Source organism: Dethiosulfovibrio salsuginis (assembly GCF_900177735.1).
GTDB lineage: Bacteria > Synergistota > Synergistia > Synergistales > Dethiosulfovibrionaceae > Dethiosulfovibrio > Dethiosulfovibrio salsuginis.
Map to the genome: position 1 here is coordinate 58,123 of NZ_FXBB01000005.1, position 26,862 is coordinate 84,984.

The 26,862-nt window shown below is 54.7% G+C and carries 47 protein-coding genes; all 47 read right to left on the minus strand.

Annotated elements, in window-relative coordinates; translation table 11 throughout:
* Positions 1-86 precede the first annotated feature (86 nt).
* Positions 87-482: a hypothetical protein gene (locus B9Y55_RS03385; protein WP_085543952.1), complete on the minus strand. Its 396-nt coding sequence runs from the start codon at positions 480-482 to the stop codon at positions 87-89.
* Positions 472-1,140: a ComF family protein gene (locus tag B9Y55_RS03390; protein ID WP_085543953.1), complete on the minus strand. Its 669-nt coding sequence runs from the start codon at positions 1,138-1,140 to the stop codon at positions 472-474. Before B9Y55_RS03390 ends, B9Y55_RS03385 begins: the two co-directional genes overlap by 11 nt.
* Positions 1,140-1,526: a GNAT family N-acetyltransferase gene (locus tag B9Y55_RS03395; RefSeq protein WP_085544001.1), complete on the minus strand. Its 387-nt coding sequence runs from the start codon at positions 1,524-1,526 to the stop codon at positions 1,140-1,142. The genes B9Y55_RS03390 and B9Y55_RS03395 overlap by 1 nt, the downstream gene beginning before the upstream one ends.
* A 41-nt stretch (positions 1,527-1,567) precedes the next feature.
* Positions 1,568-2,677 carry a DUF3084 domain-containing protein gene (locus B9Y55_RS03400; protein WP_159448216.1) on the minus strand — a complete coding sequence of 370 codons (1,110 nt, stop codon included), beginning with the start codon at positions 2,675-2,677 and terminating at the stop codon, positions 1,568-1,570.
* Positions 2,674-3,099 carry a YkgJ family cysteine cluster protein gene (locus B9Y55_RS03405; protein WP_085543955.1) on the minus strand — a complete coding sequence of 142 codons (426 nt, stop codon included), beginning with the start codon at positions 3,097-3,099 and terminating at the stop codon, positions 2,674-2,676. Before B9Y55_RS03405 ends, B9Y55_RS03400 begins: the two co-directional genes overlap by 4 nt.
* The gene (locus tag B9Y55_RS03410) at positions 3,092-3,367 is read right to left on the minus strand and encodes a hypothetical protein (RefSeq protein ID WP_085543956.1); all 276 of its coding nucleotides are present in this window, start codon (positions 3,365-3,367) and stop codon (positions 3,092-3,094) included. Before B9Y55_RS03410 ends, B9Y55_RS03405 begins: the two co-directional genes overlap by 8 nt.
* A 17-nt stretch (positions 3,368-3,384) precedes the next feature.
* Positions 3,385-4,494, minus strand: a complete 1,110-nt coding sequence (locus B9Y55_RS03415) for a flagellar basal body P-ring protein FlgI (protein WP_085543957.1) — start codon at positions 4,492-4,494, stop codon at positions 3,385-3,387.
* Between the two features lie 11 nt (positions 4,495-4,505).
* Positions 4,506-5,078: a flagellar basal body L-ring protein FlgH gene (locus B9Y55_RS03420; RefSeq protein ID WP_085543958.1), complete on the minus strand. Its 573-nt coding sequence runs from the start codon at positions 5,076-5,078 to the stop codon at positions 4,506-4,508.
* Positions 5,071-5,979 carry a flagellar basal body P-ring formation chaperone FlgA gene (gene flgA, locus B9Y55_RS03425; RefSeq protein ID WP_085543959.1) on the minus strand — a complete coding sequence of 303 codons (909 nt, stop codon included), beginning with the start codon at positions 5,977-5,979 and terminating at the stop codon, positions 5,071-5,073. The genes B9Y55_RS03420 and flgA overlap by 8 nt, the downstream gene beginning before the upstream one ends.
* 15 nt (positions 5,980-5,994) lie before the next feature.
* On the minus strand, positions 5,995-6,783 hold the full coding sequence (gene flgG, locus B9Y55_RS03430; protein WP_085543960.1) for a flagellar basal-body rod protein FlgG: 789 nt from the start codon (positions 6,781-6,783) through the stop codon (positions 5,995-5,997).
* A gap of 12 nt (positions 6,784-6,795) precedes the next feature.
* A complete protein-coding gene (locus B9Y55_RS03435; RefSeq protein WP_085543961.1) occupies positions 6,796-7,584 on the minus strand; it encodes a flagellar hook-basal body protein in 789 nt (262 codons plus the stop codon).
* 12 nt (positions 7,585-7,596) lie between these two features.
* Positions 7,597-8,649, minus strand: coding sequence for a rod shape-determining protein (gene mreB / locus B9Y55_RS03440; protein ID WP_085543962.1), 1,053 nt, complete (start codon positions 8,647-8,649; stop codon positions 7,597-7,599).
* A gap of 64 nt (positions 8,650-8,713) precedes the next feature.
* Positions 8,714-9,457: a tRNA pseudouridine(38-40) synthase TruA gene (gene truA, locus B9Y55_RS03445; protein ID WP_085543963.1), complete on the minus strand. Its 744-nt coding sequence runs from the start codon at positions 9,455-9,457 to the stop codon at positions 8,714-8,716.
* Entirely contained in the window at positions 9,454-10,266 is an 813-nt protein-coding gene (locus tag B9Y55_RS03450; protein WP_085543964.1) for an energy-coupling factor transporter transmembrane component T family protein, read from the minus strand. Before B9Y55_RS03450 ends, truA begins: the two co-directional genes overlap by 4 nt.
* Positions 10,263-11,108 carry an ATP-binding cassette domain-containing protein gene (locus B9Y55_RS03455; protein WP_085543965.1) on the minus strand — a complete coding sequence of 282 codons (846 nt, stop codon included), beginning with the start codon at positions 11,106-11,108 and terminating at the stop codon, positions 10,263-10,265. Before B9Y55_RS03455 ends, B9Y55_RS03450 begins: the two co-directional genes overlap by 4 nt.
* Positions 11,093-11,923: an energy-coupling factor transporter ATPase gene (locus tag B9Y55_RS03460; RefSeq protein ID WP_085543966.1), complete on the minus strand. Its 831-nt coding sequence runs from the start codon at positions 11,921-11,923 to the stop codon at positions 11,093-11,095. Before B9Y55_RS03460 ends, B9Y55_RS03455 begins: the two co-directional genes overlap by 16 nt.
* 1 nt (position 11,924) lies before the next feature.
* Positions 11,925-12,275 carry a 50S ribosomal protein L17 gene (rplQ, locus tag B9Y55_RS03465; RefSeq protein ID WP_085543967.1) on the minus strand — a complete coding sequence of 117 codons (351 nt, stop codon included), beginning with the start codon at positions 12,273-12,275 and terminating at the stop codon, positions 11,925-11,927.
* Complete coding sequence (locus tag B9Y55_RS03470; RefSeq protein WP_085544002.1) at positions 12,272-13,285, minus strand: DNA-directed RNA polymerase subunit alpha; 1,014 nt, start codon at positions 13,283-13,285, stop codon at positions 12,272-12,274. Before B9Y55_RS03470 ends, rplQ begins: the two co-directional genes overlap by 4 nt.
* A gap of 99 nt (positions 13,286-13,384) precedes the next feature.
* Positions 13,385-13,777 (minus strand): 30S ribosomal protein S11, encoded by a 393-nt coding sequence (gene rpsK, locus B9Y55_RS03475; protein ID WP_085543968.1) that lies wholly within the window; start codon positions 13,775-13,777, stop codon positions 13,385-13,387.
* Positions 13,778-13,803: 26 nt separating this feature from the next.
* The gene (gene rpsM / locus B9Y55_RS03480) at positions 13,804-14,172 is read right to left on the minus strand and encodes a 30S ribosomal protein S13 (protein WP_085543969.1); all 369 of its coding nucleotides are present in this window, start codon (positions 14,170-14,172) and stop codon (positions 13,804-13,806) included.
* 4 nt (positions 14,173-14,176) lie between these two features.
* Complete coding sequence (rpmJ, locus tag B9Y55_RS03485) at positions 14,177-14,302, minus strand: 50S ribosomal protein L36 (protein WP_085543970.1); 126 nt, start codon at positions 14,300-14,302, stop codon at positions 14,177-14,179.
* Positions 14,303-14,358: 56 nt separating this feature from the next.
* Entirely contained in the window at positions 14,359-14,580 is a 222-nt protein-coding gene (infA, locus tag B9Y55_RS03490; RefSeq protein ID WP_085543971.1) for a translation initiation factor IF-1, read from the minus strand.
* Positions 14,581-14,592: 12 nt separating this feature from the next.
* Entirely contained in the window at positions 14,593-15,366 is a 774-nt protein-coding gene (map, locus tag B9Y55_RS03495) for a type I methionyl aminopeptidase (protein ID WP_085543972.1), read from the minus strand.
* Positions 15,366-16,010: an adenylate kinase gene (locus B9Y55_RS03500; protein WP_085543973.1), complete on the minus strand. Its 645-nt coding sequence runs from the start codon at positions 16,008-16,010 to the stop codon at positions 15,366-15,368. Before B9Y55_RS03500 ends, map begins: the two co-directional genes overlap by 1 nt.
* A gap of 9 nt (positions 16,011-16,019) precedes the next feature.
* The gene (gene secY / locus B9Y55_RS03505; RefSeq protein ID WP_085543974.1) at positions 16,020-17,318 is read right to left on the minus strand and encodes a preprotein translocase subunit SecY; all 1,299 of its coding nucleotides are present in this window, start codon (positions 17,316-17,318) and stop codon (positions 16,020-16,022) included.
* Position 17,319: 1 nt separating this feature from the next.
* On the minus strand, positions 17,320-17,766 hold the full coding sequence (gene rplO / locus B9Y55_RS03510; protein ID WP_085543975.1) for a 50S ribosomal protein L15: 447 nt from the start codon (positions 17,764-17,766) through the stop codon (positions 17,320-17,322).
* A 14-nt stretch (positions 17,767-17,780) separates the two neighbouring features.
* Positions 17,781-17,966 carry a 50S ribosomal protein L30 gene (gene rpmD, locus B9Y55_RS03515; protein WP_085543976.1) on the minus strand — a complete coding sequence of 62 codons (186 nt, stop codon included), beginning with the start codon at positions 17,964-17,966 and terminating at the stop codon, positions 17,781-17,783.
* Between the two features lie 12 nt (positions 17,967-17,978).
* Complete coding sequence (rpsE, locus tag B9Y55_RS03520; protein ID WP_085543977.1) at positions 17,979-18,479, minus strand: 30S ribosomal protein S5; 501 nt, start codon at positions 18,477-18,479, stop codon at positions 17,979-17,981.
* Between the two features lie 11 nt (positions 18,480-18,490).
* Positions 18,491-18,859 (minus strand): 50S ribosomal protein L18, encoded by a 369-nt coding sequence (gene rplR, locus B9Y55_RS03525; protein ID WP_085543978.1) that lies wholly within the window; start codon positions 18,857-18,859, stop codon positions 18,491-18,493.
* 13 nt (positions 18,860-18,872) lie between these two features.
* Entirely contained in the window at positions 18,873-19,412 is a 540-nt protein-coding gene (gene rplF, locus B9Y55_RS03530) for a 50S ribosomal protein L6 (protein ID WP_085543979.1), read from the minus strand.
* A gap of 14 nt (positions 19,413-19,426) precedes the next feature.
* The gene (gene rpsH, locus B9Y55_RS03535; RefSeq protein ID WP_085543980.1) at positions 19,427-19,831 is read right to left on the minus strand and encodes a 30S ribosomal protein S8; all 405 of its coding nucleotides are present in this window, start codon (positions 19,829-19,831) and stop codon (positions 19,427-19,429) included.
* Between the two features lie 31 nt (positions 19,832-19,862).
* Entirely contained in the window at positions 19,863-20,048 is a 186-nt protein-coding gene (locus tag B9Y55_RS03540; RefSeq protein ID WP_085543981.1) for a type Z 30S ribosomal protein S14, read from the minus strand.
* 17 nt (positions 20,049-20,065) lie between these two features.
* Complete coding sequence (rplE, locus tag B9Y55_RS03545; protein ID WP_085543982.1) at positions 20,066-20,608, minus strand: 50S ribosomal protein L5; 543 nt, start codon at positions 20,606-20,608, stop codon at positions 20,066-20,068.
* Positions 20,609-20,624: 16 nt separating this feature from the next.
* Entirely contained in the window at positions 20,625-20,963 is a 339-nt protein-coding gene (rplX, locus tag B9Y55_RS03550; RefSeq protein ID WP_085543983.1) for a 50S ribosomal protein L24, read from the minus strand.
* A gap of 13 nt (positions 20,964-20,976) precedes the next feature.
* Positions 20,977-21,345, minus strand: a complete 369-nt coding sequence (gene rplN / locus B9Y55_RS03555; RefSeq protein ID WP_085543984.1) for a 50S ribosomal protein L14 — start codon at positions 21,343-21,345, stop codon at positions 20,977-20,979.
* Between the two features lie 3 nt (positions 21,346-21,348).
* Positions 21,349-21,645 (minus strand): 30S ribosomal protein S17, encoded by a 297-nt coding sequence (gene rpsQ / locus B9Y55_RS03560; RefSeq protein ID WP_085543985.1) that lies wholly within the window; start codon positions 21,643-21,645, stop codon positions 21,349-21,351.
* Between the two features lie 6 nt (positions 21,646-21,651).
* Positions 21,652-21,864, minus strand: coding sequence for a 50S ribosomal protein L29 (rpmC, locus tag B9Y55_RS03565; protein ID WP_085543986.1), 213 nt, complete (start codon positions 21,862-21,864; stop codon positions 21,652-21,654).
* Positions 21,865-21,867: 3 nt separating this feature from the next.
* Entirely contained in the window at positions 21,868-22,290 is a 423-nt protein-coding gene (gene rplP / locus B9Y55_RS03570; protein ID WP_085543987.1) for a 50S ribosomal protein L16, read from the minus strand.
* Positions 22,290-22,973: a 30S ribosomal protein S3 gene (rpsC, locus tag B9Y55_RS03575; RefSeq protein WP_085543988.1), complete on the minus strand. Its 684-nt coding sequence runs from the start codon at positions 22,971-22,973 to the stop codon at positions 22,290-22,292. Before rpsC ends, rplP begins: the two co-directional genes overlap by 1 nt.
* Before the next feature lie 13 nt (positions 22,974-22,986).
* Positions 22,987-23,319, minus strand: coding sequence for a 50S ribosomal protein L22 (rplV, locus tag B9Y55_RS03580; RefSeq protein WP_085543989.1), 333 nt, complete (start codon positions 23,317-23,319; stop codon positions 22,987-22,989).
* 15 nt (positions 23,320-23,334) lie between these two features.
* Positions 23,335-23,619 carry a 30S ribosomal protein S19 gene (gene rpsS, locus B9Y55_RS03585; RefSeq protein WP_085543990.1) on the minus strand — a complete coding sequence of 95 codons (285 nt, stop codon included), beginning with the start codon at positions 23,617-23,619 and terminating at the stop codon, positions 23,335-23,337.
* Between the two features lie 18 nt (positions 23,620-23,637).
* On the minus strand, positions 23,638-24,465 hold the full coding sequence (gene rplB / locus B9Y55_RS03590) for a 50S ribosomal protein L2 (protein ID WP_085543991.1): 828 nt from the start codon (positions 24,463-24,465) through the stop codon (positions 23,638-23,640).
* Between the two features lie 21 nt (positions 24,466-24,486).
* Complete coding sequence (rplW, locus tag B9Y55_RS03595; protein ID WP_085543992.1) at positions 24,487-24,783, minus strand: 50S ribosomal protein L23; 297 nt, start codon at positions 24,781-24,783, stop codon at positions 24,487-24,489.
* Positions 24,783-25,403 carry a 50S ribosomal protein L4 gene (rplD, locus tag B9Y55_RS03600; RefSeq protein WP_085543993.1) on the minus strand — a complete coding sequence of 207 codons (621 nt, stop codon included), beginning with the start codon at positions 25,401-25,403 and terminating at the stop codon, positions 24,783-24,785. Before rplD ends, rplW begins: the two co-directional genes overlap by 1 nt.
* A 28-nt stretch (positions 25,404-25,431) precedes the next feature.
* Positions 25,432-26,058, minus strand: coding sequence for a 50S ribosomal protein L3 (gene rplC, locus B9Y55_RS03605; protein ID WP_085543994.1), 627 nt, complete (start codon positions 26,056-26,058; stop codon positions 25,432-25,434).
* Between the two features lie 30 nt (positions 26,059-26,088).
* Positions 26,089-26,394, minus strand: coding sequence for a 30S ribosomal protein S10 (gene rpsJ, locus B9Y55_RS03610; RefSeq protein WP_085543995.1), 306 nt, complete (start codon positions 26,392-26,394; stop codon positions 26,089-26,091).
* A 17-nt stretch (positions 26,395-26,411) separates the two neighbouring features.
* A partial coding sequence (locus tag B9Y55_RS03615) for an EF-Tu C-terminal domain-related protein (RefSeq protein WP_268753272.1) occupies positions 26,412-26,862 on the minus strand: 451 nt, incomplete at its 5' end.

A 26,862-nucleotide genomic window follows, 5' to 3' on the forward strand; every position in this document is an offset into this window, starting at 1 on the left:
CTGCTTGAGTATCGGGCTTTTGTAACCGGGGCTTTAACGCCATCGGGACAAAAAGAAAAGAGGCCCTAAGGCCTCTTTTCTCGGTACTAACCGCCTCTTTTTTCCCTTCGTTCCTGACGAAACATGGTCTTTCTTTTATGCTCCCCTTCGGAGGAGAAGCCCTGGACCAGCCTTTGCCGACAGGAGTCGCAGTAGTCCTGACCGGGGAATACCTCTGCCCCACAGGAACGGCAGCGAGGTCTGCCATCGTCTTTAGTGGCCAATTCGAGCCGACCCTGGTCGACCAGTATCTGGATGAACTCCTCTTCTACGTCTATTATCTCCGCTAAGGTGGATACGTCCATCCTTTCGTTTCGGTGGTCCCTTATGGCGGTCCTGGCAAGGGCGTAGATCTCGTCCAGTTTTCCCCAACAGTCTGGACATACGTCAGGACCTGGGGTGGCAAATACCTTGTCGCAAAAGCGGCAGTGTTTAAGTTCCAAAGGAAATCCCTCCTTTTTTTTCGACCACAGATCGACTCCACGTGATAAATCGCACCCTATCAGGACGGGCTTCCCCTAAAGCCCGATAGGCCCTGTAAAGGGTTGTCCCGGTGGTCTTTACATCGTCAACTATAACAGCTTCCCTTCCATTCAGACAAGGGCCGTCCCAACGGAGGGCGTTTTCGGGCATTTCCGTTCGACCCGATCCATCCAAAGAGGTCTGGCAGGAGAGGGTTTTGTTCCACCTCAGTTTGTCGACTATAGGAAATCCCCAGACCTTCGATATTCCGGCGACGATCCACCGGGCCTGGTTGTATTTTCTGGGGCTCCCTCGGTGGAGGGGAACGGGGATTATCGCCGCATGTTCGGGCTTTGGAAAAACCGAGGCCATCTGTATCCCCATCTCAAGGCCTATCGCTCCGTTGCCCTGGTACTTTAAGGATAGCACCAATTCCCTTGCCATTCCACCGTGAGGTGCGGCGGAGTACCATTCGAGGTTCCCGTGAGTTGGGCAGGGCAGAGAGCCTTCGCAGAGCAGACAGACAGGCCCTGATGGGACGATCAGCTCGGAGCAGCAGCTGGGACAGAGGTCCTCCCCTATGGCACCGCAGACCGGGCAGGCGGAGGGCCAGATGAGGTGAAGCAGGTATTTCAGCATCAGGAGTACTCTATAGGACGGCGAAGGAGCATCATCATTCCGTCTTTTGGTTTAAATCCCTGGTTTGCCAAGAAAGGCTCCAGTTCGCTGGTGTAGGTTATGACCATAGGGACGTCTTTCATCATCGGGTGGTTGAGGGCGTAGTCTATGAGCGACGATCCTAGCCCTTTGCCCTGATGGTCTGGGTGGACGACGATGTCCCATAGGGAGGCTCTGAAGACGAAGTCGGTGAGCACCCGGCAGAAGGCTATGAGCTGGCCTTTATACCTTATGGAGAAGCAAAGGTCGGTTCCTAGAAGCATTTTCTCTATCTGGGAGACCGACCGGCTTCTCCCCCAACCGGTAAAACGATAGAGCCCCTGGAGTTCCCCTGGAGAGAGGGCCATTTTGCTGTCGTAGAACAGGTATTCTCGATCGGTCAAGAGTTTCACCTCCCGCTGGGCTCGACTTTTATCAGAACCCTGACAGGCCCTTCGGTGTATATGTCCCTGTCCGCCAGCACCTCGACTATCTGAGGGGTGGAGGCGTCTTTGAGCTTTTCGACAGCTTCGTAAAAGTCTGTTGCGTCTATCTGCCCCACCGTCCTAGTTAAGGGGTCCGCCAGTATGCCGTCTCTGACCGCTATACCGTTGACCTCCCTCAGGACCGAGTGGAGGGCCGATTCTATTTCGTCGTTACCCATGGAGGGGGGAAGAACTCGCCTCAGCAGGATTTCCCCTTCACGGTAGACCTGGACGCTTTCGTATACCCGATACTCCAGGTAGATAGGTTCTCCGGCTATTACGTTCGATTTTGCCCTGGCCCTTATGACTTTTCGGCTGTCTATTACCTTGCACCGATCCATAACCCTTCTTTCGTCCGCTTCGTCCCAAGATACTGATATGTCCTGGTAGGGCATAGATACCCGTCTGGATACGACGAACCTGACTTTGTCCTTGAGCCTGGCCATTATATCCAGCAGGTCTTCGTCGCTAACTCCCTCGGGGACCACTTCCTGGGCTAGAAGCTCTTCCGCAAAGGCGACGACTTTACCTTCTCTGACCTCCTCAAGGCCTTTTCTGAGTGTACTGGCCTCCAGGCTGAGGGATTCTATCTGGCTTTGAAGCGATTCCCTCTGGGTTTTGAGCTGGGATATCTCTTTTTTGGTGTCCTCAAGCTCTGTGGTCGATCGCTCAAGTTTTTCGAGGCTGTCGATATACTGGATTTCCATTAGCTCCGATTCAGTCCTGCTGGTCTGGAGGCTGGCTGTTAGTTCGGTGATCTGCCTCTGGACGTATTTCATGCTGAAAAGGGCGGTTCTCACCGTGTCGGAGAGTATGGAAAGGGCGACCATTATGCCAAAGGCTATGACCATGCCGGTCAGGGCGGTTATTACCGAGCTGGTGTATTTGGGCCTCAGTCCCAGCAGGGTTATCCTTTTTTTGGCTATTTTCATGCCTAATATGTCGCCAAGAAGGGCTACCGCGGAGCTCAGGAGAAGGGTGAAGAGGATGAGACTCCAGTTTATTTCGGGCAGTATCTCTCCGAGGCCGGTCATAGCTGATCCTCCAAAATAGAGCGAATCTCGCTCTCCGTCCATAGTCGGCCTTCGTCTATGCCAGGGCACCGTCTGGAGGCCCAGGCCCACTGGTCAGGGCTTTCCAGTATGTCCTCCCAGAAGGGCCAGGTTCGGCACTGAGTGGGTCTGACCTGGTATATGGCACAGCGGGCGGTGGCGGGATCGTAGAACAGGCATTCGCCGTTGGCTTTTTCCCCTATGCTAGGGTCCCCCCAACGGTGAGTTACGTATTCCGCCCTGAAGCGTTCTTTCGATATTTTCAGGTGGTCACAGATCTTTTCTTCTTCTCCTTCGGTGAAGTATATGGCCCCAGGCTCCCCTCGACAGCATCTTCCGCATCCGATGCAGGAGAACCGGAGTCCTTCGCTCCACCAAGGAGATAGTTCAGCCAGGCTATTCATCGCCCTTCAGGCTGTCGTACAGGACTTTCCAGAGACCGTTGCCGTCTTTACCGGCCAGGGATTCGGCGGACATCTCTATGGCCAGGTCCTCCATGGCCCCGAAAGGTCTATCCTGGTCCTTTCGACCTCCCATTTCCCTTGCCTGGGAGGCCATTTTTTTCCACATCTGGGCCAGGAATATTGCCTCAAAGTCGGCACAGGCTTTTTTGAGGGTTTCGTTTTCCTTTGCTCTAATTAGCGATGGAGCGGGAGTCTCGGATATTTTCATCGTTGTAAAACTCCTTTCTACATTATGACAAGCTCTCCGTGGAGTGCCCCTGCCCGATCGATAGCCTGGAGTATGCCTATGACGTCTCTAGGGGTGGCACCTACGGCATTGACCGCGTCAACAAGCTGGTCCACGGTGGTGGTGGAGTCCATCTTTATAAAAGACCCTCTCTCTTCCTCTACGTTGACCTGGTTGTTGGCGTAGGGTGTCGTTACCCCCTGAGAGAAGGGGTTGGGCTGGGATACCTGGTTGTCCTGGTCTATTCTGACGGTTAGGTCCCCGTGGGCCACAGCCACAGAGCTTATCTGGACGTTTCCTCCCATTACCACCGTTCCGGTCCTTTCGTTGACGACCACTCTGGCCTGTATATCCGGGGTTACCCTCATGTTTTCCATGTCCGCCACGAAGGCCGAAGGAGATGAGGCGTAGGCACCGGGAAGCTGTACCGCCACCCTTCCGGCGTCTAGAGGGGTGGCTATGTTACCGAATTTTCCGTTTATGGCGTCCGCCACCCTTCTGGCGGTGGTGAAGTCGGGGTTTCTCAGGAGAAGGGACATGTATCCTCCAGAGCTGAACATGGTGGGGACATCCCTTTCGACTATGGCTCCCCCACCTATCTGGCCGACTGTGACGACGTTTTTAGCCACGCTCGACCCTCCTTTACCGGCGGAGAATCCCCCCACTAGAACCGGGCCCTGGGCCACTGCGTAGACCGATCCGTTTGCCGCCTGGAGGGGTGTCTGTAGAAGAACGCCACCTTGGAGGCTTTTTGCGTCACCTATGGCACTGATGGTAACGTCCACTGTCTGACCGGGCCTGACGAAGGGAGGAAGGGTTGCTGTGACCGCCACCACCGCCACGTTTTTGCTCTTTACGTCCTTTTCGGTTAAGGTGACGCCAAAGCGTCTCATGAGGTTTCTGAGGGCCTGGATGGACATGTTGGATTTGTCTCCCGTCCCCTGAAGGCCCATGACCACCCCAACGCCGGAGAGCTGGTTCGATCTGACGCCGTCTATGTCGACCAGGTCTTTTATGCGAACCTGAGGGTGGATGTTGGCCCAGGCGGTGGAGGTTATTATGGTCAGAACTATAAGCAACTTTAGCGTGGCAGATAAGGTTTTAGACATAGGTTTTCCCCCTAGAATATGGCCTGAAGAATCTGGGTCAGGAATCCAGGCTTCTGTATTTTTGTTAGGGTCCCTTTGCCGTCCACTATGAGGTCTACGTTGGCGACTCTGCTGCTGTCGATGGTGTTGTTGCCGTCCACGTCCTGAGGCCTTATGGCTCCCCTTATCCTCATCCGTAAGGTCTCTCCGTGGGTCTGGAGGTCTCTGGTTCCCTCTATGACAAGGTTTCCGTTAGGAAGGACCTCGGTGACCATACAGGTTATCTGGGCATTGGTCGAGTAGCTCCTGCTGGATTTTCCGTCTCCTGTGGAGGATGCGGTGGAGGAGAGCCCCAGCCCTCGGATGAAGTCCAGAAGCCCCGTTCCCTGGGAGACCGTCGCGCTGCCGTTTTTGGTAGTAGCGGTTTGGGCTTGGTCTTTGGTGGTGGTTTTTTCGTCCACCCTTACGGTGACGATGTCCCCTACACTCCTCGGCCTTTCGTCCCCTATGTAGTTGGTGCCGTCCTGCCAGAGGGACTGGGCCCAGATGGGAGAGGTCCAGAGGCTCAGGATGCAAATTGACATAATTATCGTTTTTTTATTCATTTGAGGTAACCTCCACTGTGTCCGGGCCGGTTACGGTTCCCGATACGATAGATCTGGTCCTGTTGTTTCGGACCTTTATGACGTCCCCTATGGATCCGCTTTCCATAGCTCTTCCGGAGGTAGAGACTATTAGGCCCCCTTTTCGATGGATAATCCGCACCCTGGAGCCGGAACGGACGATCTCTACGTCATCGATAGTCCTAGCGGTAAAGGGCTGTCCTTTTGCCATGTCTCTGGTGGCTGCCATTCCGATCAGTACAGCTGGGTCGGAGTAGTAGCTTCTGTTTCTCTCGTACTCTACCGTCATCATCGCAAGATCGGAAGGACTAACTATATCCCCTCTCCCTATGGGCTTTTGGGCTACCACCCCGGGAATGAGCCATCGAAGTCTGACGGGGATGGTCTGCTCTCCCTGGTTCGTCGAGAATCGCAGGTTGACCGACGGCGAGCCTGGATAGAGACGTTCGGGGAGGAGAAGGCCTGCTGGGAGGGCTCTATCGCTGACGACCTCCAGCACTCCCGGCCAGCCTGCGGCCTTTCTAAGCTGGATTTCCAGGTCAGTCTCCTTTCTGAAGGGGACCGAATCGGCCATGGTCAGTTTTATCTTTATTCCTCCGATTCCAGCCTGAGCTAGGGCGGAGGTAACGTCACCAGGGACTATTCTGTTTCCTTTAGGGCTGATCTCCGCCGAGGAAGCGAGCATAAGCAGATCAGGACGATCGCAGGCTATTTGGGCCAGATGGGATAGGCGGATGTTCGATCTCGGGACGACCGATCCACTACCTATCTCTATGAATAGGTCCACCGCCTGGGCTCTACCGCACAGGCAGAGAGCGAAAGCTAGACCTATAGCCATACGACGACGGCGGGTCCAGAGGACCCGCCGGACATCGAAAATCACCGGTAGCACCTCAAATCAGCGTTTGAGGTTGTTGGCCAGTTCGAGGAACCTGTCGGCGGTCTGGATGGTCTTGGAGTTGGCCTCGTAGGCCCTCTGAGCCACTATGAGGTTGACCATTTCCTCGACGACCTGGACGTTAGATCTCTCAAGTATGCCCTGTTCAAGGGTTGGAAAACCGTCATCCCCTGGGTTGCCCACCTGTGGGGCTCCGCTGGCCTCGGTCTCTCTGAAGAGGTTTCTGCCTATAGCCCTGAGACCGGCGGGGTTGACGAATCGGACCAGCTCTATCTGGCCGACCTCCTGGTTTGCCTCGTCTCCAGGCTGTTTGACGAATACCTGTCCCGTGGAGCTTATGGTTATGTCGGTGGCGTCCTCCGGTATGACTATAGCAGGTTCCAGAAGGTAGCCGTCGGAGGTGACTATCTGGCCGTCGCCGTCTTTACGCCACTCGCCGTTTGCCGAGTAGGCTATCTCCCCGTTAGGGGTTATAACCTGAAAGTAGGCGTTACCCTCTATGGCTATGTCCAGAGGGTTGTCGGTTACCTCAAAGTTGCCCGGGGTGACTATTCTGGTGGTGCCGGTGACCCTAGCTCCAAGGCCTACCTGAATGCCTGTAGGGACTGTAGTGCCTCCCTCTACAGGGGCTCCGGGCTCCCGGTTTATCTGGTAGAGTAAGTCGGCGAAGTTGGTCTTCACCTTTTTGAATCCCACGGTGTTGACGTTCGCCAGGTTGTTGGAGGTTACGTCCAGGTTCGTCTGCTGGGCGATCATTCCGGTGGCTCCACTCCAAAGGGATCTTATCATGGCTATTCCTCCTTACACTTTACCAAGTGAGGTTATCAGTCGGCCGGTCATGTCGTCGGAGGTCTGAACGCCTTTGGAGGCCGCCTCGTAGGATCTCTGAGCCTCTATCATTCGGACCATTTCCTCGACTACGCTGACGTTGGACCTCTCCAGGATTCCAACGGTCACCTGAGGGTTTTCCTGAGGGATAGGTCCTCCAGATTCCTCGGTCTCCACGAGAAGATTTTTTCCGACCTGTCTGAGGTAGGTGGGGGTTTCGAACTGGACTAGCTGTATCTGGCCCACCGCCTCTCCGTCCGCTATGACCTGTCCGTCGTCGGAGAATCCTACAGTGGCAACCTCTCCGACCTCAATAGGACCGCCTTCTCCAACCAGCAGGTGTCCGTCAGGGGTGACTATCTGGCCGTCCTGGTTGACGATGAAGTGGCCCGCTCTGGTGTAAAACTGGTTACCCTCTCCGTCCATGACGACGAAGAAGCTGCTGACGTCCTCAAGGGCCAAATCCATTTGGCTGTCGGTTACCTGCATGTTTCCCGCCTCGGTTGACATATAGGTCTCCGAGAGTACCTGGTTCATAGAGGCCACTCCGATAGGCCGACTCCTCCAGGGCCAGGGGGGGATCTCCCCTTGGCTCTTGGCGGGGTCGATCCTCTCCATCAGAACCTCGGGAAAGGATTTCGCTACCGCTTTTCTGGCCCTGAAACCTGCGGTGTCCACGTTAGCCAGGTTGTTTGCGGTGGCGTCCAATGTAGTCTGTTGGACCATCATCGCCGATACTCCGGCGTATATTCCCTTATGCAAAGCTATGCCCCCTTACCAGCGGCGACGTCGACCCCTTCTGGCGGAGAACAGTATGCCCCCTTTGCCGGAGTCGAGAAGCCGGTTTATGTTGGCAAGAGCTACGCCCGTTCCCAGGGCCACCGATTCGGTGGGCTGGTCAGCGGCAAAGCACCGTATGCCAGTCTGTCTGGAGATAAGTTCCGGTAATCCCCTCAGGAGAGAGCCTCCTCCTGTGAGGACCACTCCTCCGTCTATTATATCGGCGGAAAGCTCCGGCGGCGTGAGCTCTAAAACGTTTCTGACCCCGTCCACTATGGACTGGACCCTTTCGCCTATAGCGGAACATACGCTTCTGCTGCTGACCTCTATCTGACGAGGGAGTCCCTGAACCAGGTCTCTGCCTTTTAGTGTCATTTCCATTTCCTCTCCGTCAGGGAGGCAGGTTCCTATCATTATCTTGAGGTTTTCCGCCATCTGCTCCCCTATGGCCAGGTTATACTGTCTGCGGAGATACCTCATTATGCACTCGTCGAATTTGTCGCCGCCGATTCGGAGGGATTTGGATACCACTATTCCCCCTAGGGATATGACCGCTACGTCGGTGGTTCCTCCGCCTATGTCGACGACCATCTTGCCTCTCGGTTCCTCTACGTTTAGGTTAGCCCCTATGGCAGCGGCCATCGGCTCCTCTATGAGGTAGGCTTCCCTGGCTCCGACCTCGACGGCGGCCTCAAGGACCGCTCTTCTCTCTACGTCGGTAGCACCGGAGGGAACGCATATCATTACCCTATTTCGGAAGAACCGTCTGAAACCGGTGTTTACCCGTCTCATAAAGTAGCGGAGCATGGTCTCGGTCATGGTGTAGTCCGCTATGACTCCGTCCCTGAGGGGACGGACGGAGACCACGTTGCCAGGGGTTCTGCCGACCATGTTCTTGGCCTCGTAGCCGACCGCCAGTATTTTACCGCTCTCTTGGTCTACTGCGACTACCGAGGGCTCTCTGAGGACTACACCTCGACCTTTTACGTATATGAGGACCGTGGCGGTCCCCAGATCTATTCCTATATCGTTTCCAAAACCAAACACCTGGCGATCTCCTCCTAAGTTGCAACCTTTGTCCTTATTCTCTCTAACACCGACGATTTTACCGTTAAAAATCGTCGTAGCCAACCCGCCAGAAAAATAAACCTGAAGATGGGGCTGTTGTGGCCGAGTCGGTTCGATTTCCTCCGTTCAGTAGGTCTTTAAACCACTCGGGGGATCTTCTCCCTTTCCCTACTTCGTCCAGGTTGCCGACTATTATCCTGACCATGTTGGTAAGGAAGGCGGTTCCTCTTATCCTGAGGACCGATAATCTGCCTCGTCGGATGTGTCTCGCCTTCAGTATCTCTCGGTAGCTGTTTTCCGGTTTCTCCGATAGCTTGCAGAAGGCTCCAAAGTCGTGTCTGCCGAGTAGAAAGGAGCAACACCTATCGACCAGAAGATTATCCCAGTCGTCCGCCTTTCTCCACCACACCATAGGCCTTATATGGGGGTAACAGGATGGGCCGTGCCATATGAAGTAGGCGTATTCCCTCCAAAGGGCACTGGCTCTGGCGTCGAAGTCTTCTGGCACCGAAGAGGCCCTGATAACCGATACGGTATCAGGAAGGTTGTTGTTCAAGGCCATGGTAAGTCTATAGGGGCTCCACTCTTTGGATAGATCGAAAGAGGCCACCTGTCCTCTGCTATGGACTCCTCCGTCGGTCCTGCCCGCTCCGGTTACCCTCACTGGGCTTCCTTCCAGTATGGCGAGGGCGTCCTCCAGTGCTTTTTGAACGGTGAGGACTTCCGGCTGTAGCTGCCAGCCTGCGAAGGCGTGGCCTATGTAGGATAGCTCTACGGCATATCTCACAGGTTTAACCGCCTTTCCAGCACCGTTATGGCTACGACGGAGATTATCACAAAGGAGAGGGATAGGCCATCCCTCCAGCTCCAGATGAAGGGCTTCATCCTGGTTCGCCCTCCACCGCCTCTGTAGCACCGAGCTTCCATCGCCACGGCGAGGTCATCGGCCCTCTGAAATACTATCACAAAAAGAGGTATAAGAACCGGTATGAAGGCCCTAAGTCGCCTGATGAGACCACCTCTGTCCAGATCCGCCCCTCGGGCCAGCTGGGCTTTCATTATCCTGTCGGTTTCGTTGAGCAAGGTCGGGATGAACCGGAGGGCTATGGTCATCATCATGGATATCTCGTGGGCCGGCACGCCTATTCTCTTGAAGGGCGACAGAAGAGACTCTATTCCGTCCGCCAAAGCCATCGGGCTGGTGGTCAAGGTCAGTAAATTAGCGAAAAGGACGAGAAACAACAATCTGAGGGACATATAGATGCCCATCCTTATGCCTTCTTCGGTTATCGACAGAGGTCCGATCTCCCATAGAGGCACGCCTGACGTGAAGAATATATTGATGAAGGCGGTGAAAACGATAAGTATCATAACAGGTCGAACGGTCCTTAGCATCATGGAGATCCCTATTCGGGATATCTGGGATAAAGCCAGCAGGATAAGCGCCCAGAGGGAGAAGCCTAAGGGCTCTTTGACCATAAAGACCCCTGTTACCAGGGCGATGACCGAGATTATTTTACACCTTGGATCTGCCCTGTGAACAGGGGATTCGGCAGGAACGTACTGTCCAAAGCTCATGTTGTCCAGAAATTTCACTTTGGGGCTCCTTTTCTTTTTTCCTCTATGCTGTTCGCCAGCACGGTAGGGTCACAGGAGAAGGGCAGCTCCATTCCCTTTAGGCTCAGCTGAACCCATAGTTTGGCTACGTCAGGAAGGATCAGTCCTGGAACAGGGCTGGAGGATATGTAGAGAGAGGTTTCCTCCGGTGTGCCTGAGTGAACTACCTCTCCTAGCTGAAGGGCGATTATCCTGTCGCTGAGCTCCAGGGCTATCTCTAGGTCGTGAGTAACCATGATTATCGCCGTTCCCTGGTGATGGACTTTTCTGAGGAGCGAGAGTAGGTGTCCTCTGCCCGATGCGTCCAGCCCTGCGGTAGGCTCGTCCAGCACGAGGTAAGAGGGTTTTACCGCCAGGACCGAGGCTATGGCGACCCTCCTTTTTTCACCGCCCGATAGTTTGAAGGGAGATCTATCCATGTAGGTACTATCCAGGCCTACCTGTTCCAGAACGCTTTCAGAGAGGTCGTCCAGGCTTTCCTTCATTCCCCAGTTTTTAGGCCCAAAGGAGAGTTCTTCTTTTACGGTCTCCGCAAAGAGCTGTTGTTCGGGATATTGAAACACCAATCCAACTCTTTTTCTTATCTCCCTCAGGTCTTTTTTGGAGGATACCGATAGTCCGTCCACCGACAGGGTGCCCACGTGAGGCAGTAAGAGTGCGTTCATGTGCTGTGCCAGAGTTGATTTGCCGCTTCCTGTGTGGCCTACTATGGAGGTCCAGGAACCTTGAGGTATGTCCAGGGTTATATCCTGGAGGGCGGTCACCTCCAGAGGTGTGCCTTGATGGTATACGTGACCTAGGTTGTTTATAGAGATGGACATAGAGCCTGTACCAGCCTTTCCGGCTCAGGAGGGACGTCTTTGGCTATTAGCCCCTTTTTCACCAGGTTTCGCCATAAGGACATCATAGGGGGAAGCTCAAGACCCCAGGCCTCAAGCTCTTCCCTCAAGAAAAGTTCCTCTGGGGTTCCGGTCCACTGAGTTTCGCCTTTTTTAAGCACGACCACTTTGGTGGCGCTATCTATCTCTTCCAGTCTGTGGGTTATGTGGATTATGGTCGTCCCTTTGCTGTGAAGGGATTTTAAGAGGTCCATTACCTCTTTTCGACCTTGAGGATCGAGCATAGCGGTAGGTTCGTCCAGCACTATACAGGGGGTGTCCATGGCGATAGCTCCCGCTATGGCCAGTCTCTGTTTTTGTCCTCCTGAGAGGGTATAGGAGGCCACGTCCCCTTTATCCCACAGTCCAGCTATTTTCAAAGCTCTATCGACCCTGGCCCTTATTTCCTCGGTGGGAAGACCAAGGTTTTCAGGTCCAAAGGCGGTGTCGTCCTCCACCACCGTGGACACTATCTGATTCTCCGGGTTCTGAAATACCATGGAGACGGTTTTTCTGATGTCCCAGAGGTTTTTCTCGTCTTTACTGTCCATACCGGAGATAAAACAAGCGCCCTGCATCGGAATGAGCAGGGCGTTGAAGTGTTTAGCCAGCGTGGACTTTCCGGAGCCGTTGCCCCCTAGTAGGGCAACCCAGTCGCCCCTTTGCACCTCGAGATCTATTCCGTCGAGGGCAAGATTGCCCGCCTCCATGTAGGAGTAGCAGATACCCTGGAGAGAGGCAATGGAGATTTCGTCCATCCTAGACCAGTGCGATGACCGCCATAGGAGAGGCGTCGCCGTTCCGATACCCCGTACGGACGATACGGGTGTATCCACCGGGACGCTCGGTATAGCGCTTGGCCACGTCGTCGAAAAGCTTGTTGACCGCGGCCTTGTGGTTCAGCCTCGATATGACGATCCTTCTGTCATGAAGGGAACCACCTCTGGCCCTGGTGATTATTTTCTCCGCCACCCGGCGCACCTCTTTTGCTCTGGTCACCGTGGTCTCGATGCTCTCTTCGAGGATCAGGCTGGCGACCAGGTTGGCCAACATGGCCCTACGATGGCTGCCAGGGCGACCGAGTTTTCTTCTATCCACTCGATGTCTCATTCAGACTCGTCCTCCTTGTCCGTTGTGTCTCCAGCTCTGTCGTTCTGGAGGGAGAGACCGAGGTTTTCCAGTTTTTCCTCGATCTCCTTCAGGGAAATTTTGCCGAGGTTTCTGATCTTCAGGAGATCGTCCTTTGCTCGACTCACCAGATCGCCGATGGTGTGAATGCCCCCTCGAAGGAGACAGTTCTCGCTTCTTATGGAAAGCTCCAGGTCTCGAACGCCTCTGGAGAAAAGGGTATTTTCCTCTTTCTCTGAAGCGTCATCTACCCCGTCTTCTTTGGATTCGACCTGAGGTACGTCCGCTTCATCGACGACGGGCTGTTCCGACGGGTGAAGCTTCTGTATGTCCTCTACGACTATGGTGAAGTATTTACGAAGAAGCTTGGCAGCCTCGGCGACAGCCACGTCAGGGGCTACTACCCCGTCGGTGACCACGTTCATTACTATTTTTTCGTAGTCCGTCTTCTGGCCGACCCTCTCCGCCTGAACTTCGTACTTCACCCTCTGAATGGGGGTAAAAATAGCGTCGATCAGGAGAGCGTCCACAGGAAGATAGTTGGGCCTGGGACGGTCGTTGGAGGCGTACCCTACGCCTTGCTCAATGTAGACCTCCAGGGACAGTCTGGTTCCCTCGGCCAAGGTGCATATGTAGGCCTCAGGATCGACAAATTCTATGTCGCTATCGGGCTGAAAGTCGGCAGCTGTTACCTTTCGTTCTCCCTCTACGTCGAGCCTCAGCACCCTGACTTCGGGACAGTGAGACCTTATAGGAATGTGCTTCAGGTTCAGCAGCAGTTCTATTACGTCTTCTTCGACTCCAGGGATGGTGCTGAACTCATGGACGACGCCGTCAATGCGCACAGAGGTTATAGCGGCCCCTTTAATGGAGGACAGCAACACCCGCCTCAGGGCGTTCCCTAAGGTAACGCCAAAGCCTCGTTCCAAGGGACCGATGACGACCCTGGCACTGGTTGCCGAACATTCTTCAACTCGGATTTCAGGCCTCATAAATTCCAATGATCCCAACACCTTTCGCTGATAAATCGTCGTTCCTGACTATCTCTCCCAAGGTCAGCCACCGGTTATGTCTGTGACCGCCTACCACCGCTATACGCGACGTCTTTTGGGAGGACGGCACCCATTGTGTGGTATGGGGGTGGCGTCTTTTATGCTGTTGACCTGGATACCCGCACCCTGAAGGGCTCGGATGGCCGACTCACGACCAGGGCCGGGGCCCTTGACCACCACGTCGACCTCTTTGAGACCGTGATCCTGGGCGGCTTTGGCAGCCTGCTGGGACGCGATCTGTGCTGCGAAAGGAGTGGATTTTCTGGTTCCTTTGAATCCGACGTTTCCGCCGGAGGCCCAGGCTATTACCGCTCCGCCTTTATCGGTGATGCTCACGATGGTGTTGTTGAAGGTGGAGAATACGTGAGCGACACCGTAGGATATGTTCTTTTTCTCTTTCTTTTTGCCTCTACGCTGTATACGCTTGGCCACGAAGGTTTACCTCCTTTGACTCCCGGCTACTTCTTCTTGCCGGCAACGGTGCGTTTCGGACCTTTTCTGGTTCTTGCGTTGGTTTTGGTCCTCTGGCCTCTAAGAGGAAGCCCCTGTCTGTGGCGAATCCCTCTGTAACATCCTATATCCATGAGACGTTTTATGTTCATGGTCACCTCACGGCGAAGGTCTCCCTCCACCATGTAGTTGGCAAGTATCTCCGTGCGGAGAGACTGGGCCTCCTCTTCGGTGAGGTCCTTTACCCTGGTGTCGGGGCTAACCCCTACCTTGGCAAGTATCTTCTGGGAGGACGTAAGTCCTATGCCGAAGATGTAGGTTAGACCTATCTCAACTCTCTTTTCCCTTGGCAGATCGACTCCTGCAATACGGGCCATCGCCTTACCTCCTCGCTCCCTGGCGCTGCTTGTGGCGGGGATCCCTGCTGCATATAACTCGGACCACGCCTCTTCGCTTGATTATACGACAATGCTCGCACATCGGCTTAACCGAAGATTTAACTTTCATTTTACACGCTCCTCCTGCTATTGTTCCCCGAGCTGGGGCGGAGTTTTGAGGACAAACTACTTATATCTATAGATAATTCGCCCTCTTGTCAAGTCGTAGGGTGAAAGCTCTACGAGAACTTTATCGCCTGGCAGTATACGGATGAAGTGCATTCGCATTTTACCGGACACGTGGGCCAGTACTTTGTGTTCGTTCTCCAGCTTTACCCGAAACATGGCGTTAGGCAGGGGCTCTACGACTACTCCGCGAACTTGGATGACATCGTCTTTATTGGGCATATATTTCCCTCCTTAGTCTTCCCAGGGAGTCAGGATTTCAGGGTCCCCATCGGTGATGAGCACCGTTTTCTCAAAGTGGGCCGCATCGGATCCGTCGGCGGTAGAGACTAACCAGCCATCGGCTCCCGATATGAGTTCCTCCCGGCCAGCCATGACCATAGGCTCTATGGCCAGTGTCATGCCGGGCTTGAGGGTTATTCCTCTACCGGGACGACCGTAGTTAGGCACCATAGGTGCCTCATGAGGTCTTTTGCCTATGCCGTGGCCCGAGTATTCCCTGACCAGGCCGTAGCCTGCCGGGATAATCAGCGATTCCACCGCATGGCCTATGTCGCCTAAGGTGTTGCCCGATCTGGCGGCGTCCACTGCCCTGTCCAGACTCCTTCTGGTGATTTCCAGAAGGGCTTTCCTTTCCCCGGAGATCTCTCCCACAGGGTAGGTGTAGCAAGCGTCTCCGTGATAGCCCTCTAAACAGGCCATTATGTCGACGCTGACGATATCACCGTTTTCAAGGTACCGGTCCTCGCTGGGGATCCCATGGACGACCTCGTCGTTTATGGAGGCGCACACGGATGCGGGGTAAGGGGTCGGGATGCCTGGAACTACATATCCCTTTTCAGAGGGGTAGGCTCCCGATTTCCGGATGTAGTCCTCCGCTGCCCTGTCTATGTCGGCGGTGGATATGCCGGGCCGGATCATCTCCCGAAGGAGCATGATCACGTCGGCCACTATTCGGCCAGCCCGGCGCATTTTACCTATTTCCTGGTTCTTTTTTATGGAGATCATCAGGACCGTCCAACTATAGCGTCGATCTTATCGGGCACGTCGTCGCCTTTTACCGCATCCACTTTAAAGAGCTGTTCTCTGGCGAGGTAATAGGTGACTAACGGTGCGGTCTGTTCGTGATAGACCTCCAGCCTGTTCCTGATGACAGATTCGTGGTCGTCGTCTCTCTGGTAAAGCTGGCCATCACAGCTGTCGCAGATATCCCCTTTTGAGGATGGTTTGTAGGATACGTTGAAGATCTTCCCGCAACCTCTGCACATACGACGACCTGAGAGCCTATTGACGACGGTTTCATCGTCTACGTCCAGCAGTATTACCCCGTCCAGGGCTATGTTAAGTCTGGTAAGAAGCTGGTCCAGAGCCTCTGCCTGAGGCACCGTCCTGGGGAATCCGTCCAGGAGAAAGCCTTTTTCGCAGTCTTTCTCCTGAAGCCTGGACTCGACCATCTCTATGATCAGGTCATCAGGGACTAGCTTCCCTGAGTCCATGTATCCCTTCGCCTTTACGCCCAGTTCAGTGCCCGCTTTTACGTTGGCCCTGAGGATATCGCCGGTGGAGATATGAGCCACTCCGTGTCGCTCAACGATTTTTTCCGCCTGGGTTCCTTTGCCGGCTCCAGGAGGGCCGATGAGTATAATCCTCATTTCAGCCACCTAGAACCTCAAAAGTCCCGCTCCAGCGGCACCGTTACGACGTTTGAGGATTCCCTCGTAATGCCTCATCAAGAGCTTACCCTCTATCTGGTGTACCAGGTCAAGGGCAACTCCAACCACTATTAGGACCGCCGTTCCACCGAAGTAGAAGGTGGTTATCCCCATGAGGTTGGTCATCAAGTTAGGTATCAAGGCTATTACAGCGAGGAAGGTCGCCCCCCCTAAGGTGATCCGAGACATTACCTTCTCTATGTAGTCAGAGGTCGGTTTGCCAGGGCGTATACCGAGGATAAACCCGCCGTACTTCTTCATGTTGTTAGCTATGTCCGCCGGGTTGAAGACCATGGCGGTGTAGAAGTAGGCGAAGAACAGGATAAGAAGCACGTAGAGAACGGTGTAAACCGGACTCCCAGGAGCCATCATGTTCTGAAGCCTGACCGCAAAGTCACCGGAGAAGAACTTCAATACCGTGTAGGGGAATATGAGGATAGAGGATGCGAAGATTATGGGCATGACCCCTCCCTGGTTGACCTTTAACGGTATGAATGTACTCTGTCCGCCGTAGACTTTGTTTCCCACGACTTTTTTGGCGTACTGTACAGGCAGACGACGCTGACCTTCCTGAAGGACGATACATCCAGCGATAACCGCTACCATGACTATGAGGCTGAGAAGTATAACCAGGACGTGGATCTCTCCAAGACGGATCATGCTCCATGTCCTGATCACCGCTTCAGGAAGCCTGGCGACGATTCCGGCGAAGATCAACAGGGAGATGCCGTTTCCTATTCCGTGATCGGAGATTTCCTCGCCAAGCCACATAACCGCAACAGCTCCGGCGACTATGGTAACCATGGCCGTGATCATGAAGAAGAGGCCACCGGTGAATACCCCTATCCGCTCAAGCCAGAGGACCATGCCTATAGCCTGGATCGATGCGAATCCGACGGCACTCAACCTGGTTATCTGGATGATTTTCTTCTGTCCTTCCGGTCCTTCCTTTTGCATTTTTTCAAGAGCCGGGAACACTACTACCAGTAGCTGCATGACGATGCTGGCGTTGATGTAAGGGGCCACTCCAAGGGCGAATATGCTAAAGCGCCTCAGAGCACCTCCGGCGAACATGTCCAGGAATCCAAGAACTCCGCCTCCCTCGAAAAGGTGGGCCATAGCCGCCGAGTCTATTCCGGGGGTAGGAACGTGAGCTCCCAGCCTAAAGACGAAGAGCATACCTAAGGTGAAGAGTATCCGCCTCTTAAGGTCAGGAAGCCTGAATGCATCACGGAAGGAGTCGATCACCTCAGATCACCTCGGCTTTCCCGCCGGCAGACTCGATCTTCTTTATGGCCTCAGCACTGAAGGCGTTGGCTCGAACGGTAAGGGCCTTGGTCAGATCTCCCTTCGCCAAGACTTTAACCAGACCGTCCTTACTGCGGATGAGACGTTTGGCCTCCAGCTCGATGGCGGTAACTACCGAACCGGCGTCAAAACGATTCTCCAGAAGGTCCAGGTTGATTACCTGGTATGATGTCCCGAAACGGAAGTTGCTGAACCCTCTTTTGGGGGTTCTACGGACAAGAGGCATCTGGCCTCCCTCAAATCCGGGGCGAACGCCGCCGCCGCTTCTCGATTTCTGTCCTTTGTGTCCACGTCCGGAGGTCTTGCCGTTGCCGCAGCCTATGCCACAGCCGACCCTTTTAGCCTTCCGCTTTGTACCCGGTGCAGGGTGCAGGTCGTTGAGATTCACTGGCTTTCCCTCCTTTATTCCTCAATTGGCGAGCACTCAACCAGATGGGCCACTTTGGCCACCATGCCTCTTATCTGAGGGGTGTCCTCGTGGATCACCGTCGAGTTCAGTTTTTTAAGCCCTAGGGCCTTTACCGTTCTACCCTGTCTGGGAGGACGGCCTATTGCGCTTTTTCTCCAGGTAATGAGAAGTTTAGCCATATCAAAAACCTCCTATTCGGCCTCCTGGGTCCGCTTTTTACCGCGGAGAGCCAGGATTTCGTCAGGGGTTCTCATGGCGCCCACAGCGTCCAGGGTTGCCCTGGCGACGTTGATGGGGTTGTTGGTACGTCCTACGACTTTGGTGAGGACGTCTTTGACCCCGCCGAGCTCCATGATGGCACGGACAACACCACCGGCGATAACTCCCGTACCGGGGGCGGCAGGCTTGAGCAGAACTTCGGCGGAGCCGAATCTACCCAGTATAGGATGGGGAATGGTCTTGCCTACCTTCTTAACGGTACGAAGGTCCTTCTTGGCGGACTCTATTCCCTTTCTGACAGCCTCGGATATCTCTCGGGCTTTACCCATGCCTACTCCTACTTTATGTTCGCCGTCTCCGACTACAACCAGGACGCTGAAACGGAATCTCTTTCCGCCTTTTACGACCTTGCTGACACGGTTAATGGCAACGACTCGCTCCAGCATATCGGAACTGGTCTGTCTACCGTTCATGCTCCCCCTCCTTACAGCTTAAGGCCCGACTCGCGAGCGGCCTCGGCCAACGCCTTTACGCGACCGTGAAACATATGACCGCCCCTGTCGAATACCACTTCGGTGATGCCTTTCTCCAGAGCCCTGCGGGCTACCAGAGATCCGACAGCCTTGGCGGCCTCGACGGTTCCGTGACTCGAGAGCTCGGACCTGAGGGCCTTGTCTATGGTGGAGGCGGACACCAGGGTGTGACCTGCAGCGTCGTCTATGATCTGCACGTAGATCTCGCTGAGGCTCCTGAATACCGACATCCTGGGGCGCTCGGGGGTTCCGGCAAGCCTCTTTCTCAGGCGGTTGTGCCGGACGACCCTCATGGTGTTTCTGCTTTTCATTTTGATCATGATGAGATCACCCCTATTTGGATCCGGCTTTGCCGGCTTTGCGGATTATGTGCTCGCCCTGGTAGCGAATTCCCTTGCCCTTGTAGGGCTCAGGCGGACGATAACCTCTGATGATGGCGGCGGTCTGACCGACCACCTGTTTGTCTATGCCTTTGACGCTTATCCTGGTAGGACCGTCGGTGGCAAACTCGATACCCTCCGGTGCCTCATGGACGACGGGATGGGAAAAGCCAAGGTTAAGAAGGAGGTCTTTGCCCTGCATCTGAGCCTTGTAGCCGACTCCCACGATCTCGAGCTTGGTCTCGTAGCCGTCGGTGACACCGGTCACCATGTTCTGGACCATAGCTCTGACCATGCCGTGGGCGGCTTTGGTCTTCTTCATCTCGTTGGCCCTCTGGACCAAGACGGTTCCGTCGGCCACCTGAAGAGAGATGTCCTCTATGACGGGCATAGAGAGCTCTCCCTTAGGTCCCTTAACGACGATTTTATCGTTCACCACGTCCACGGAAGATCCGTTAGGAAGGGCGATGATTTTACGTCCGATTCTCGACATGAAAGTCCCTCCCGTTACCAGACGTAGCAGACTATTTCCCCACCAAAGCCGGCGTTTCTGGCTTCTGCGTCGGTCTTAAGACCGGCGGAGGTGGAGATGATAGCGATGCCAAGGCCACCCATGACCTTAGGCAGCTTGTCCTTGCCTGCGTACATTCTGCGACCGGGTTTGCTTATCCGGCGCAGTCCCTGAACTACCCTCTCCCTGTTAGGACCGTAGCTGAGGAATACCCTCAGTATCCCGTAGGGTTTTTTGGGGTCGTTTATGACCTTGTAATTGCGGATATATCCTTCACCTTTAAGGATCTTGGCTATGGAGAGCTTTGTCTTGCTTATAGGCATATCCACCGCCTCATGGTAGACCATGTTGGCGTTTCTGATCCGAGTGAGCATGTCCGCTATGGGATCGTTGACGTACATCCTGGTTTGTGCCCCCTTTCAGTGACCGCTGTTACCAGCTGGACTTGACGATGCCGGGAATCTGACCTTCCCGAGCCAGCTTGCGGAAGCAGCAGCGGCACATGTCGAACTTCCGCATAAATCCGTGAACGCGGCCGCAGAGAGGGCACCTGTTGTATTTACGTACCTTGAACTTAGGAGTCAAGGTAGCTTTGTGCTCCATGGCTTTTCTGGCCATACTCTGTTCCCCTTCCTCTACTTGGCGAAGGGCATGCCCAGTTTGCTAAGCAGGGCAATTCCCTCTTCGTCGGTCTTGGCGGTGGAGACAAACGAGATGTTCATCCCCTTGGATACCATTATCTTGTCGTAGTTGATCTCAGGGAATATAAGCTGATCCTTGAGACCGAGGTTGTAGTTGCCCCTGCCATCGAAGGACTTGGCTGATATGCCCCTGAAGTCCTTGATTCGAGGGAGAACTACGCTGACAAGACGGTCCAGAAACTCCCACATCCTGGAGCCTCTGAGGGTTACGGAACATCCGATAGGGGAGTTCTCCCTCAGCTTAAATCCTGCGACGGATTTTTTGGCCCTTTTGATCATGGGACGCTGGCCCGATATGGTAGACAATTCCGAGACCGATGCGTTTACGTACTTGGCGTCCTGCTTGCCCTCTCCGACTCCGATATTGATGACTATCTTGACAAGGCGAGGGATCTCCATAGGATTCCCGTAGCCAAACTCCTTCTGAAGCGCAGGAGCGGCTTCGCCTGCGTATTTTTCGAGCATACGAGGTTTCATTGCTGCGCCTCCTCCTCTAGACCTGGTCCACTATTTCGCCGCTGACCTTGGCGACCCTCACCTTACGGCCGTCCTCTAAGAAGGCGTGGCCGACCCTGGTGGGCTTGCCGCTGGTGGGACACACCAGCATAACCTTGGAGGCGTAGATGGGATTTTCCTGTTTCACGATTCCGCCCTGGGGGCTTTTCTGGGAGGGTTTAGCGTGTTTGGAGGCGACGTTTACCCCTTCAACCAGCACCTTATCCCTGTTCTTCTCCGAGTCCCTGAGGATCTTGAGAACTTTGCCCTCTTTGCCTTTGTCTTTACCGGAGATCACACGGACGCGATCGCCTTTTTTAAGTCGCATTCTGCTCATACCATGTGCCCCCTTACACGACCTCAGGCGCCAGCGAGAGGATCCTCATGTACTTCCTGGCCCTGAGCTCTCTGGCAACGGGGCCGAAGATACGGGTCCCTCTGGGATCGCCGTTGTTGTCGATGATCACGGCGGCGTTGTCGTCAAAACGCACGTAGGATCCGTCGGCCCTGCGATGCTCTTTTCTGGTCCTGACTATGACGGCCTTGACAACCTTGCCTTTGGCCACGTTGCTGTTGGGAATGGCTTCCTTGACGGAGGCCACTATGACGTCACCTACGTCTCCCCAACGGCGACGGCTTCCGCCGACCACCTGGATGCACATGATTTTCTTGGCACCCGAGTTGTCCGCCACATTGAGGACGGTGCGAAGCTGAATCATTCTCTACTCCTCCTCTTTGGACTCGGCGGTAGCTCCGAGTACAGGAGCTCTCTCGATTATCCTGACCACCGACCAGCACTTGTTCTTGCTGATAGGGCGCTCCTCGCCGATCAGGACTTTGTCGCCTTTACGACAGGAGTTATCCTGGTCGTGGGCGATGAATTTCTTTGCCTTTATTATTCTCTTGCCGTACAGAGGGTGCTCCGCATGACGGATCACCTGGACCGATACCGACTTGTCCATTTTGTCGCTGACGACTGTACCTATACGTGTCTTACGATGAGGCGTACGGGTCTCCATCTGTCCTTACCTCCTTCCACCGGTTCCCAGACCTTGTTCTTTCTCGTGAACGACGGTAAGGACTCTGGCGATGGTCTTCTTGACCTCACCGATCCGGCTCGTGTTCTTGAGCTGGCCGATGGCGTTCTGAAAGCGCAGGTTAAAGAGCTCCTCTTTGTACTGACGATGCTTCTCCTGCAGCTCTTCTATGGTCAAATCACGCAGACTCTTGGCATCCATGGCTTACTCACCACCCAAACCTTCCCGAGCTACAAGCCTCACCTTGATGGGAAGCTTGTAAGAGGCCGTTCTGAAGGCCCTCTCGACTGTCTCGCGGGGAACTCCCGCTACTTCAAACATGATCCTGCCTCTTTTTACCGGAGATACCCAGAACTCAGGGGATCCTTTTCCCTTACCCATACGGGTCTCAAGAGGCTTCTTCGTGAAGGCCACGTCGGGAAATATCCTTATCCAGACCTTGCCGCCTTTACGAAGCTTTCTGGTTATGGCCACACGGGTGGCCTCTATCTGACGAGCGGTGATGTAGCCGCACTCAAGAGCCTGAAGCCCGAAATCACCGAAGGCTACGTAAGCTCCGCCCTTAGTGTCACCGGTAAGCTTCTCCCTGTGAGGTTTGCGCCATTTTGTGCGCTTTGGCATCAACATCAGCTACGCCCCCCTTCTCTGCGGCCCTTTCTGGGCTGACGAGGCGCAGGGGTGTTGATGGCCTTCTCGTCCCTGTAGATCCAGACCTTTACGCCGATTACTCCGTACATGGTCTTGGCCTCGGCCAGACCGTAGTCGATGTCGGCTCTGAGGGTGGAAAGGGGAAGCTGGCCTTCGTTGTACCACTCGGTACGGGCGATCTCCGCTCCACCGAGACGACCGGCACACTGGATCTTGATCCCTTTGCCTCCGGCCTTCATGGTGCGGAAGATGGACTGCTTCATGGCACGACGGAAACTGACCCTGTGAGCGAGGGCAGCTGCGACGTTTTCAGCCACAAGCTGAGCCTCTACCTCGGGGTTCTTTATCTCCTGAACGTTGACCATGACCTTGGATCCGGTCATCTCCTGAAGCTCGTCCTTTATCTTCTGGATCTCCGCTCCGTTTTTGCCTATTACTACACCAGGCCGGGCGGTCCAAATTGAGAAGCGCAGGACTTTGCCTACACGCTCTATCTCCACTTTGGAGATTCCAGCACCCTCCCAACGGCCTTTGATCCACTCACGAAGCTTGAGATCCTCGTGAAGGTTTTTGGCATAGTTCTTACCGTCAGCGAACCAGCGGGACTCCCAGTCCCTGGTTATACCGACTCTGTATCCAACAGGGTGTACCTTCTGACCCATCTCTCAGCCCTCCTTAACGTTCTGCGACCGACACGGTGATGTGGCTCGTGCGATGGCGGTAGGGATGGGCCCGCCCCATCGACACAGGACGGAAGCGTTTCATGCTAGGTCCCTGATCGGCAAAGGCCTCTACGACTACCAGCTTGTCTACGTCCAGACCACAGTTGTGCTCTGCGTTAGCCACGGCACTCTTGAGGACCTTCTCGATAACCTTGGCGGCTTTCTTCGGGGTGTAGCGAAGGGCTACCAGCGCCTCTCCTACTTTTTTGCCCCTGATAAGGGTCAGTACCTGGCGAACCTTGAAAGGAGAGAGCCGGACCTGTTTGGCACGTGCTTTTGCCTCCATAATCCCTTTTCCTCCCTATCTCCTGACGCCGGAACGGCGCTCCTGTCCGGCGTGACCGCCGAACTTCCTGGTGGGAGCGAACTCCCCTAGCTTATGACCGACCATATTCTCGCTGATGTAGATAGGTATGTGAATACGGCCATTGTGAATAGCGATGGTGTGTCCGATCATCGCTGGGACGATCATGCTTGCACGAGACCAGGTCTTGAGGACCTTTCTCTCGCCACTCTGGTTAAAGGCTTCTACGCGGCCGAGAAGTCTCTGCTCAACGTAGGGTCCCTTTTTGGCGGAACGAGCCATTGAATTACCCCCTCATCTCTACTTGGCAAACCGGCGACGGACGATGAACTTATCCGAAGGCTTCTTCCTGCGAGTCCTGTAGCCCTTTGCAGGCGTTCCCCAAGGGGAGACCGGGTGTTTGTGGGATTTGCTCTTTCCTTCACCACCACCCATGGGATGGTCCACAGGGTTCATGACCATGGCCCTAACATGGGGTTTCCTGCCGAGCCAACGGGTCTTTCCCGCTTTTCCTGCGCTGGCGTTCTCGTGTTCCGTGTTGCCGACCTGACCAATGGTGGCCATGCACTGAAGCAACACAAGGCGAAGCTCTCCGCTTGGCATCCTTATGAAGGCGTACTTGCCCTCTTTGGCCATGAGCTGAGCGGTGGTTCCGGCGGAGCGAACCATTACGCCGCCTCTGCCTGGCTCTAGCTCGATGTTGTGGACCATAGTACCTACCGGTATATCGGCGAGCTTCAGGGCGTTGCCTGGAACTATGTCAGATCCAGGGCCAGCCATGATGGTCATACCTACGTTCAGACCGACGGGGCAGAGGATGTAGCGCTTCTCTCCATCTGCATCGTGGATGAGGGCGATCCTGGCCGAACGGTTGGGATCGTACTCTATCGCGGCGACCTTGCCGGGAACTCCGAGTTTGCTTCTTTTGAAGTCTATTACACGATAACGTCTGGAGTTACCGCCGCCACGATGGCGCATGGTTATCCTTCCGTTATTGTTCCTTCCTCCCTTTTTGCTGAGGGGGGCCAAAAGCGACTTTTCCGGCTCGCCTTTGGTTATCTCCTCATAGGTTGGAATGCTCATGAAACGCCTTCCCGGCGTTGTGGGATTAAACTTTCTGATTCCCATTCTTCCGTCCTCCCGTCAGAGCTAGACGCTGGCGCCTTCGAAGAACTCGATGCGTTCTCCCTCGGCCAGTGTGACGATGGCCTTTTTCCAGGCCCTGCTCTTCCCGAGGAAAACGCCCATTCTCTTGGGCTTAGAGCGAACTTTCAGCGTGTGAACCTTTTCGACTTTAACCTTGAAGACCGTCTCTACCGCTTTGCGGACCTCGGTCTTATTAGCCTGAGGATGAATCTCAAAGGTGTACTTGTTCTCTTCCATCATTCGGCTGCTTTTCTCCGTTACTATAGGCCGTACGATGATGTCGTGAGCCATGAGTTTCATTAGGCGTACACCTCCTCCAGTTTTTTGACCGCCCCTGCGCTCATGACGATATGTCCGTGCTTGAGCAGGTCGTAGACGTTGATGCTGTCGACATGCATTACCCTGGCGCCAGGGATGTTTCTGGCGGATTTCGTCACGTTCATATCCGACGAGTCCAGGATAACCAGAGGCTTGACCGCACCGAGAGCCTGAAAGAAGCCTTTCATGATCTTAGTGGACGGTGCTTCCATGGAAAGGGACTGAATACCCAGTATCTGAGCGTCTCTGACCTTCTGGGACAGGGCACTGCAGATAGCCAGTTTCCGTACCTTCTTGTTTACCTTTTGACGGTAGCTCCTGGGCTTAGGACCGTGGACTACTCCACCGCCGACCCAGATAGGAGATCTGGTACTGCCGTGACGGGCACGTCCAGTGTGTTTCTGTCTCCAAGGCTTCTTTCCTCCACCTCTTACCTCGCCTCTGCTCTTGGCGGATGCAGTTCCCTGCCGGCGATTGGCCAGCTGAGCTACAACCACCTGATGCATGGCGGGAATGTGAAGAGGTACGTCAAAAACCACGTCGGAAAGGTTGAGCTCTCCGACCGATTCGCCGCTTATATTGACAAGCTTGATGCTCGGCATTTTCTATTGACCTCCTTGCCCGTGCCGACTAGCCCTTTTTATGGAGCAGGACCAGGCAGTTTTTGGCACCAGGAATGGCACCCTTGACGAGGACGAGGTTGTTCTCCCGATCCACGGCGACCACGGAGAGGTTTTTCACCGTGACCCTCTCGTTTCCGAGCTGACCAGGCATCGTCTTACCCTTGAAGACCCGACTGGGGCTACTGCTAGCACCGCTGGAGTTAGGCTTACGGTGGGTTTTGGAAACACCGTGGCTCGCCTGGGCTCCTCCGAAGTTGTAGCGCTTCATAACTCCGGCAAAACCCTTTCCTTTGCTGGTTCCGGTAGCGTCGATTTTCTCACCAGGCTCGAAGATGGAGACGTCCACGGTGCTTCCGACCTTATAGTCGGAGGTGCAGCAGAGCCTGAACTCCCTGAGCCACCGTTTGGCCTCGCTTCCTGCTTTCTCGAAAAAGCCCTTCATGGGCTTCGTTACTTTGCGATGATTCGCCTTTCCAAAACCGAGAAGTAAGGCGTCGTAGCCGTTTTCCTCTTTGGTTCTGACGGCGAGGACCGGACATGGACCGGCTTCGACCACCGTGACGGGGACAGCCTGTCCCTGCTCGTTGTAGATCTGGGTCATGCCCAGTTTCAAACCCAGGATACCAAGACTCATATTGTTCACTCCTTTGCTCAGAGCTTCCCGCTAAAGCTTGATCTGGATGTCAACTCCAGAGGGAAGATTCAGCTGCATAAGGGCATCCATGGTTTTCTGATTGGGATCGAGTATGTCGATCAGCCTCTTATGCGTTCTCATCTCAAAATGCTCTCTGGCGTCCTTGTCCACGTGAGGAGACCTAAGAACGCAGTATTTGTTTATCTCCGTAGGGAGAGGGATCGGGCCAGAGACCCTGGCCCCACTCCGCTCCGCCGTCTCAGCTATCTGAGACGCAGATGTGTCTAGGACCTTGTGATCGAAGGCCTTTAGACGGATGCGGATCTTTTTGGACACGACTGTGACCTCCTGTATTACTCTAAGATCTCGGTTACGACGCCAGCGCCGACGGTGTGACCGCCCTCACGGATGGCGAAACGAAGGCCCGGATCCATGGCGATGGGGTGGATAAGCTCGACCTTGAAGGTGGCGTTGTCCCCAGGCATTACCATCTCGACTCCCTCAGGAAGCTCGATGGCTCCGGTGACGTCGGTGGTACGGAAGTAGAACTGAGGCTTGTAGCCCTTGAAGAAGGGAGTGTGACGGCCGCCCTCTTCCTTCTTGAGGACGTAGACCTCAGCCTTGAACTTGGTGTGAGGCTTGATCGATCCGGGCTTGGCCAGAACCTGACCGCGCTCGACGTCGTCTTTGCCGGTTCCACGAAGAAGGACCCCTACGTTATCTCCAGCCAGAGCCTCGTCGAGGATCTTGCGGAACATCTCGAGGGAGGTGGCAACGGTCTTCTGGGTGTCCCTGATCCCGACT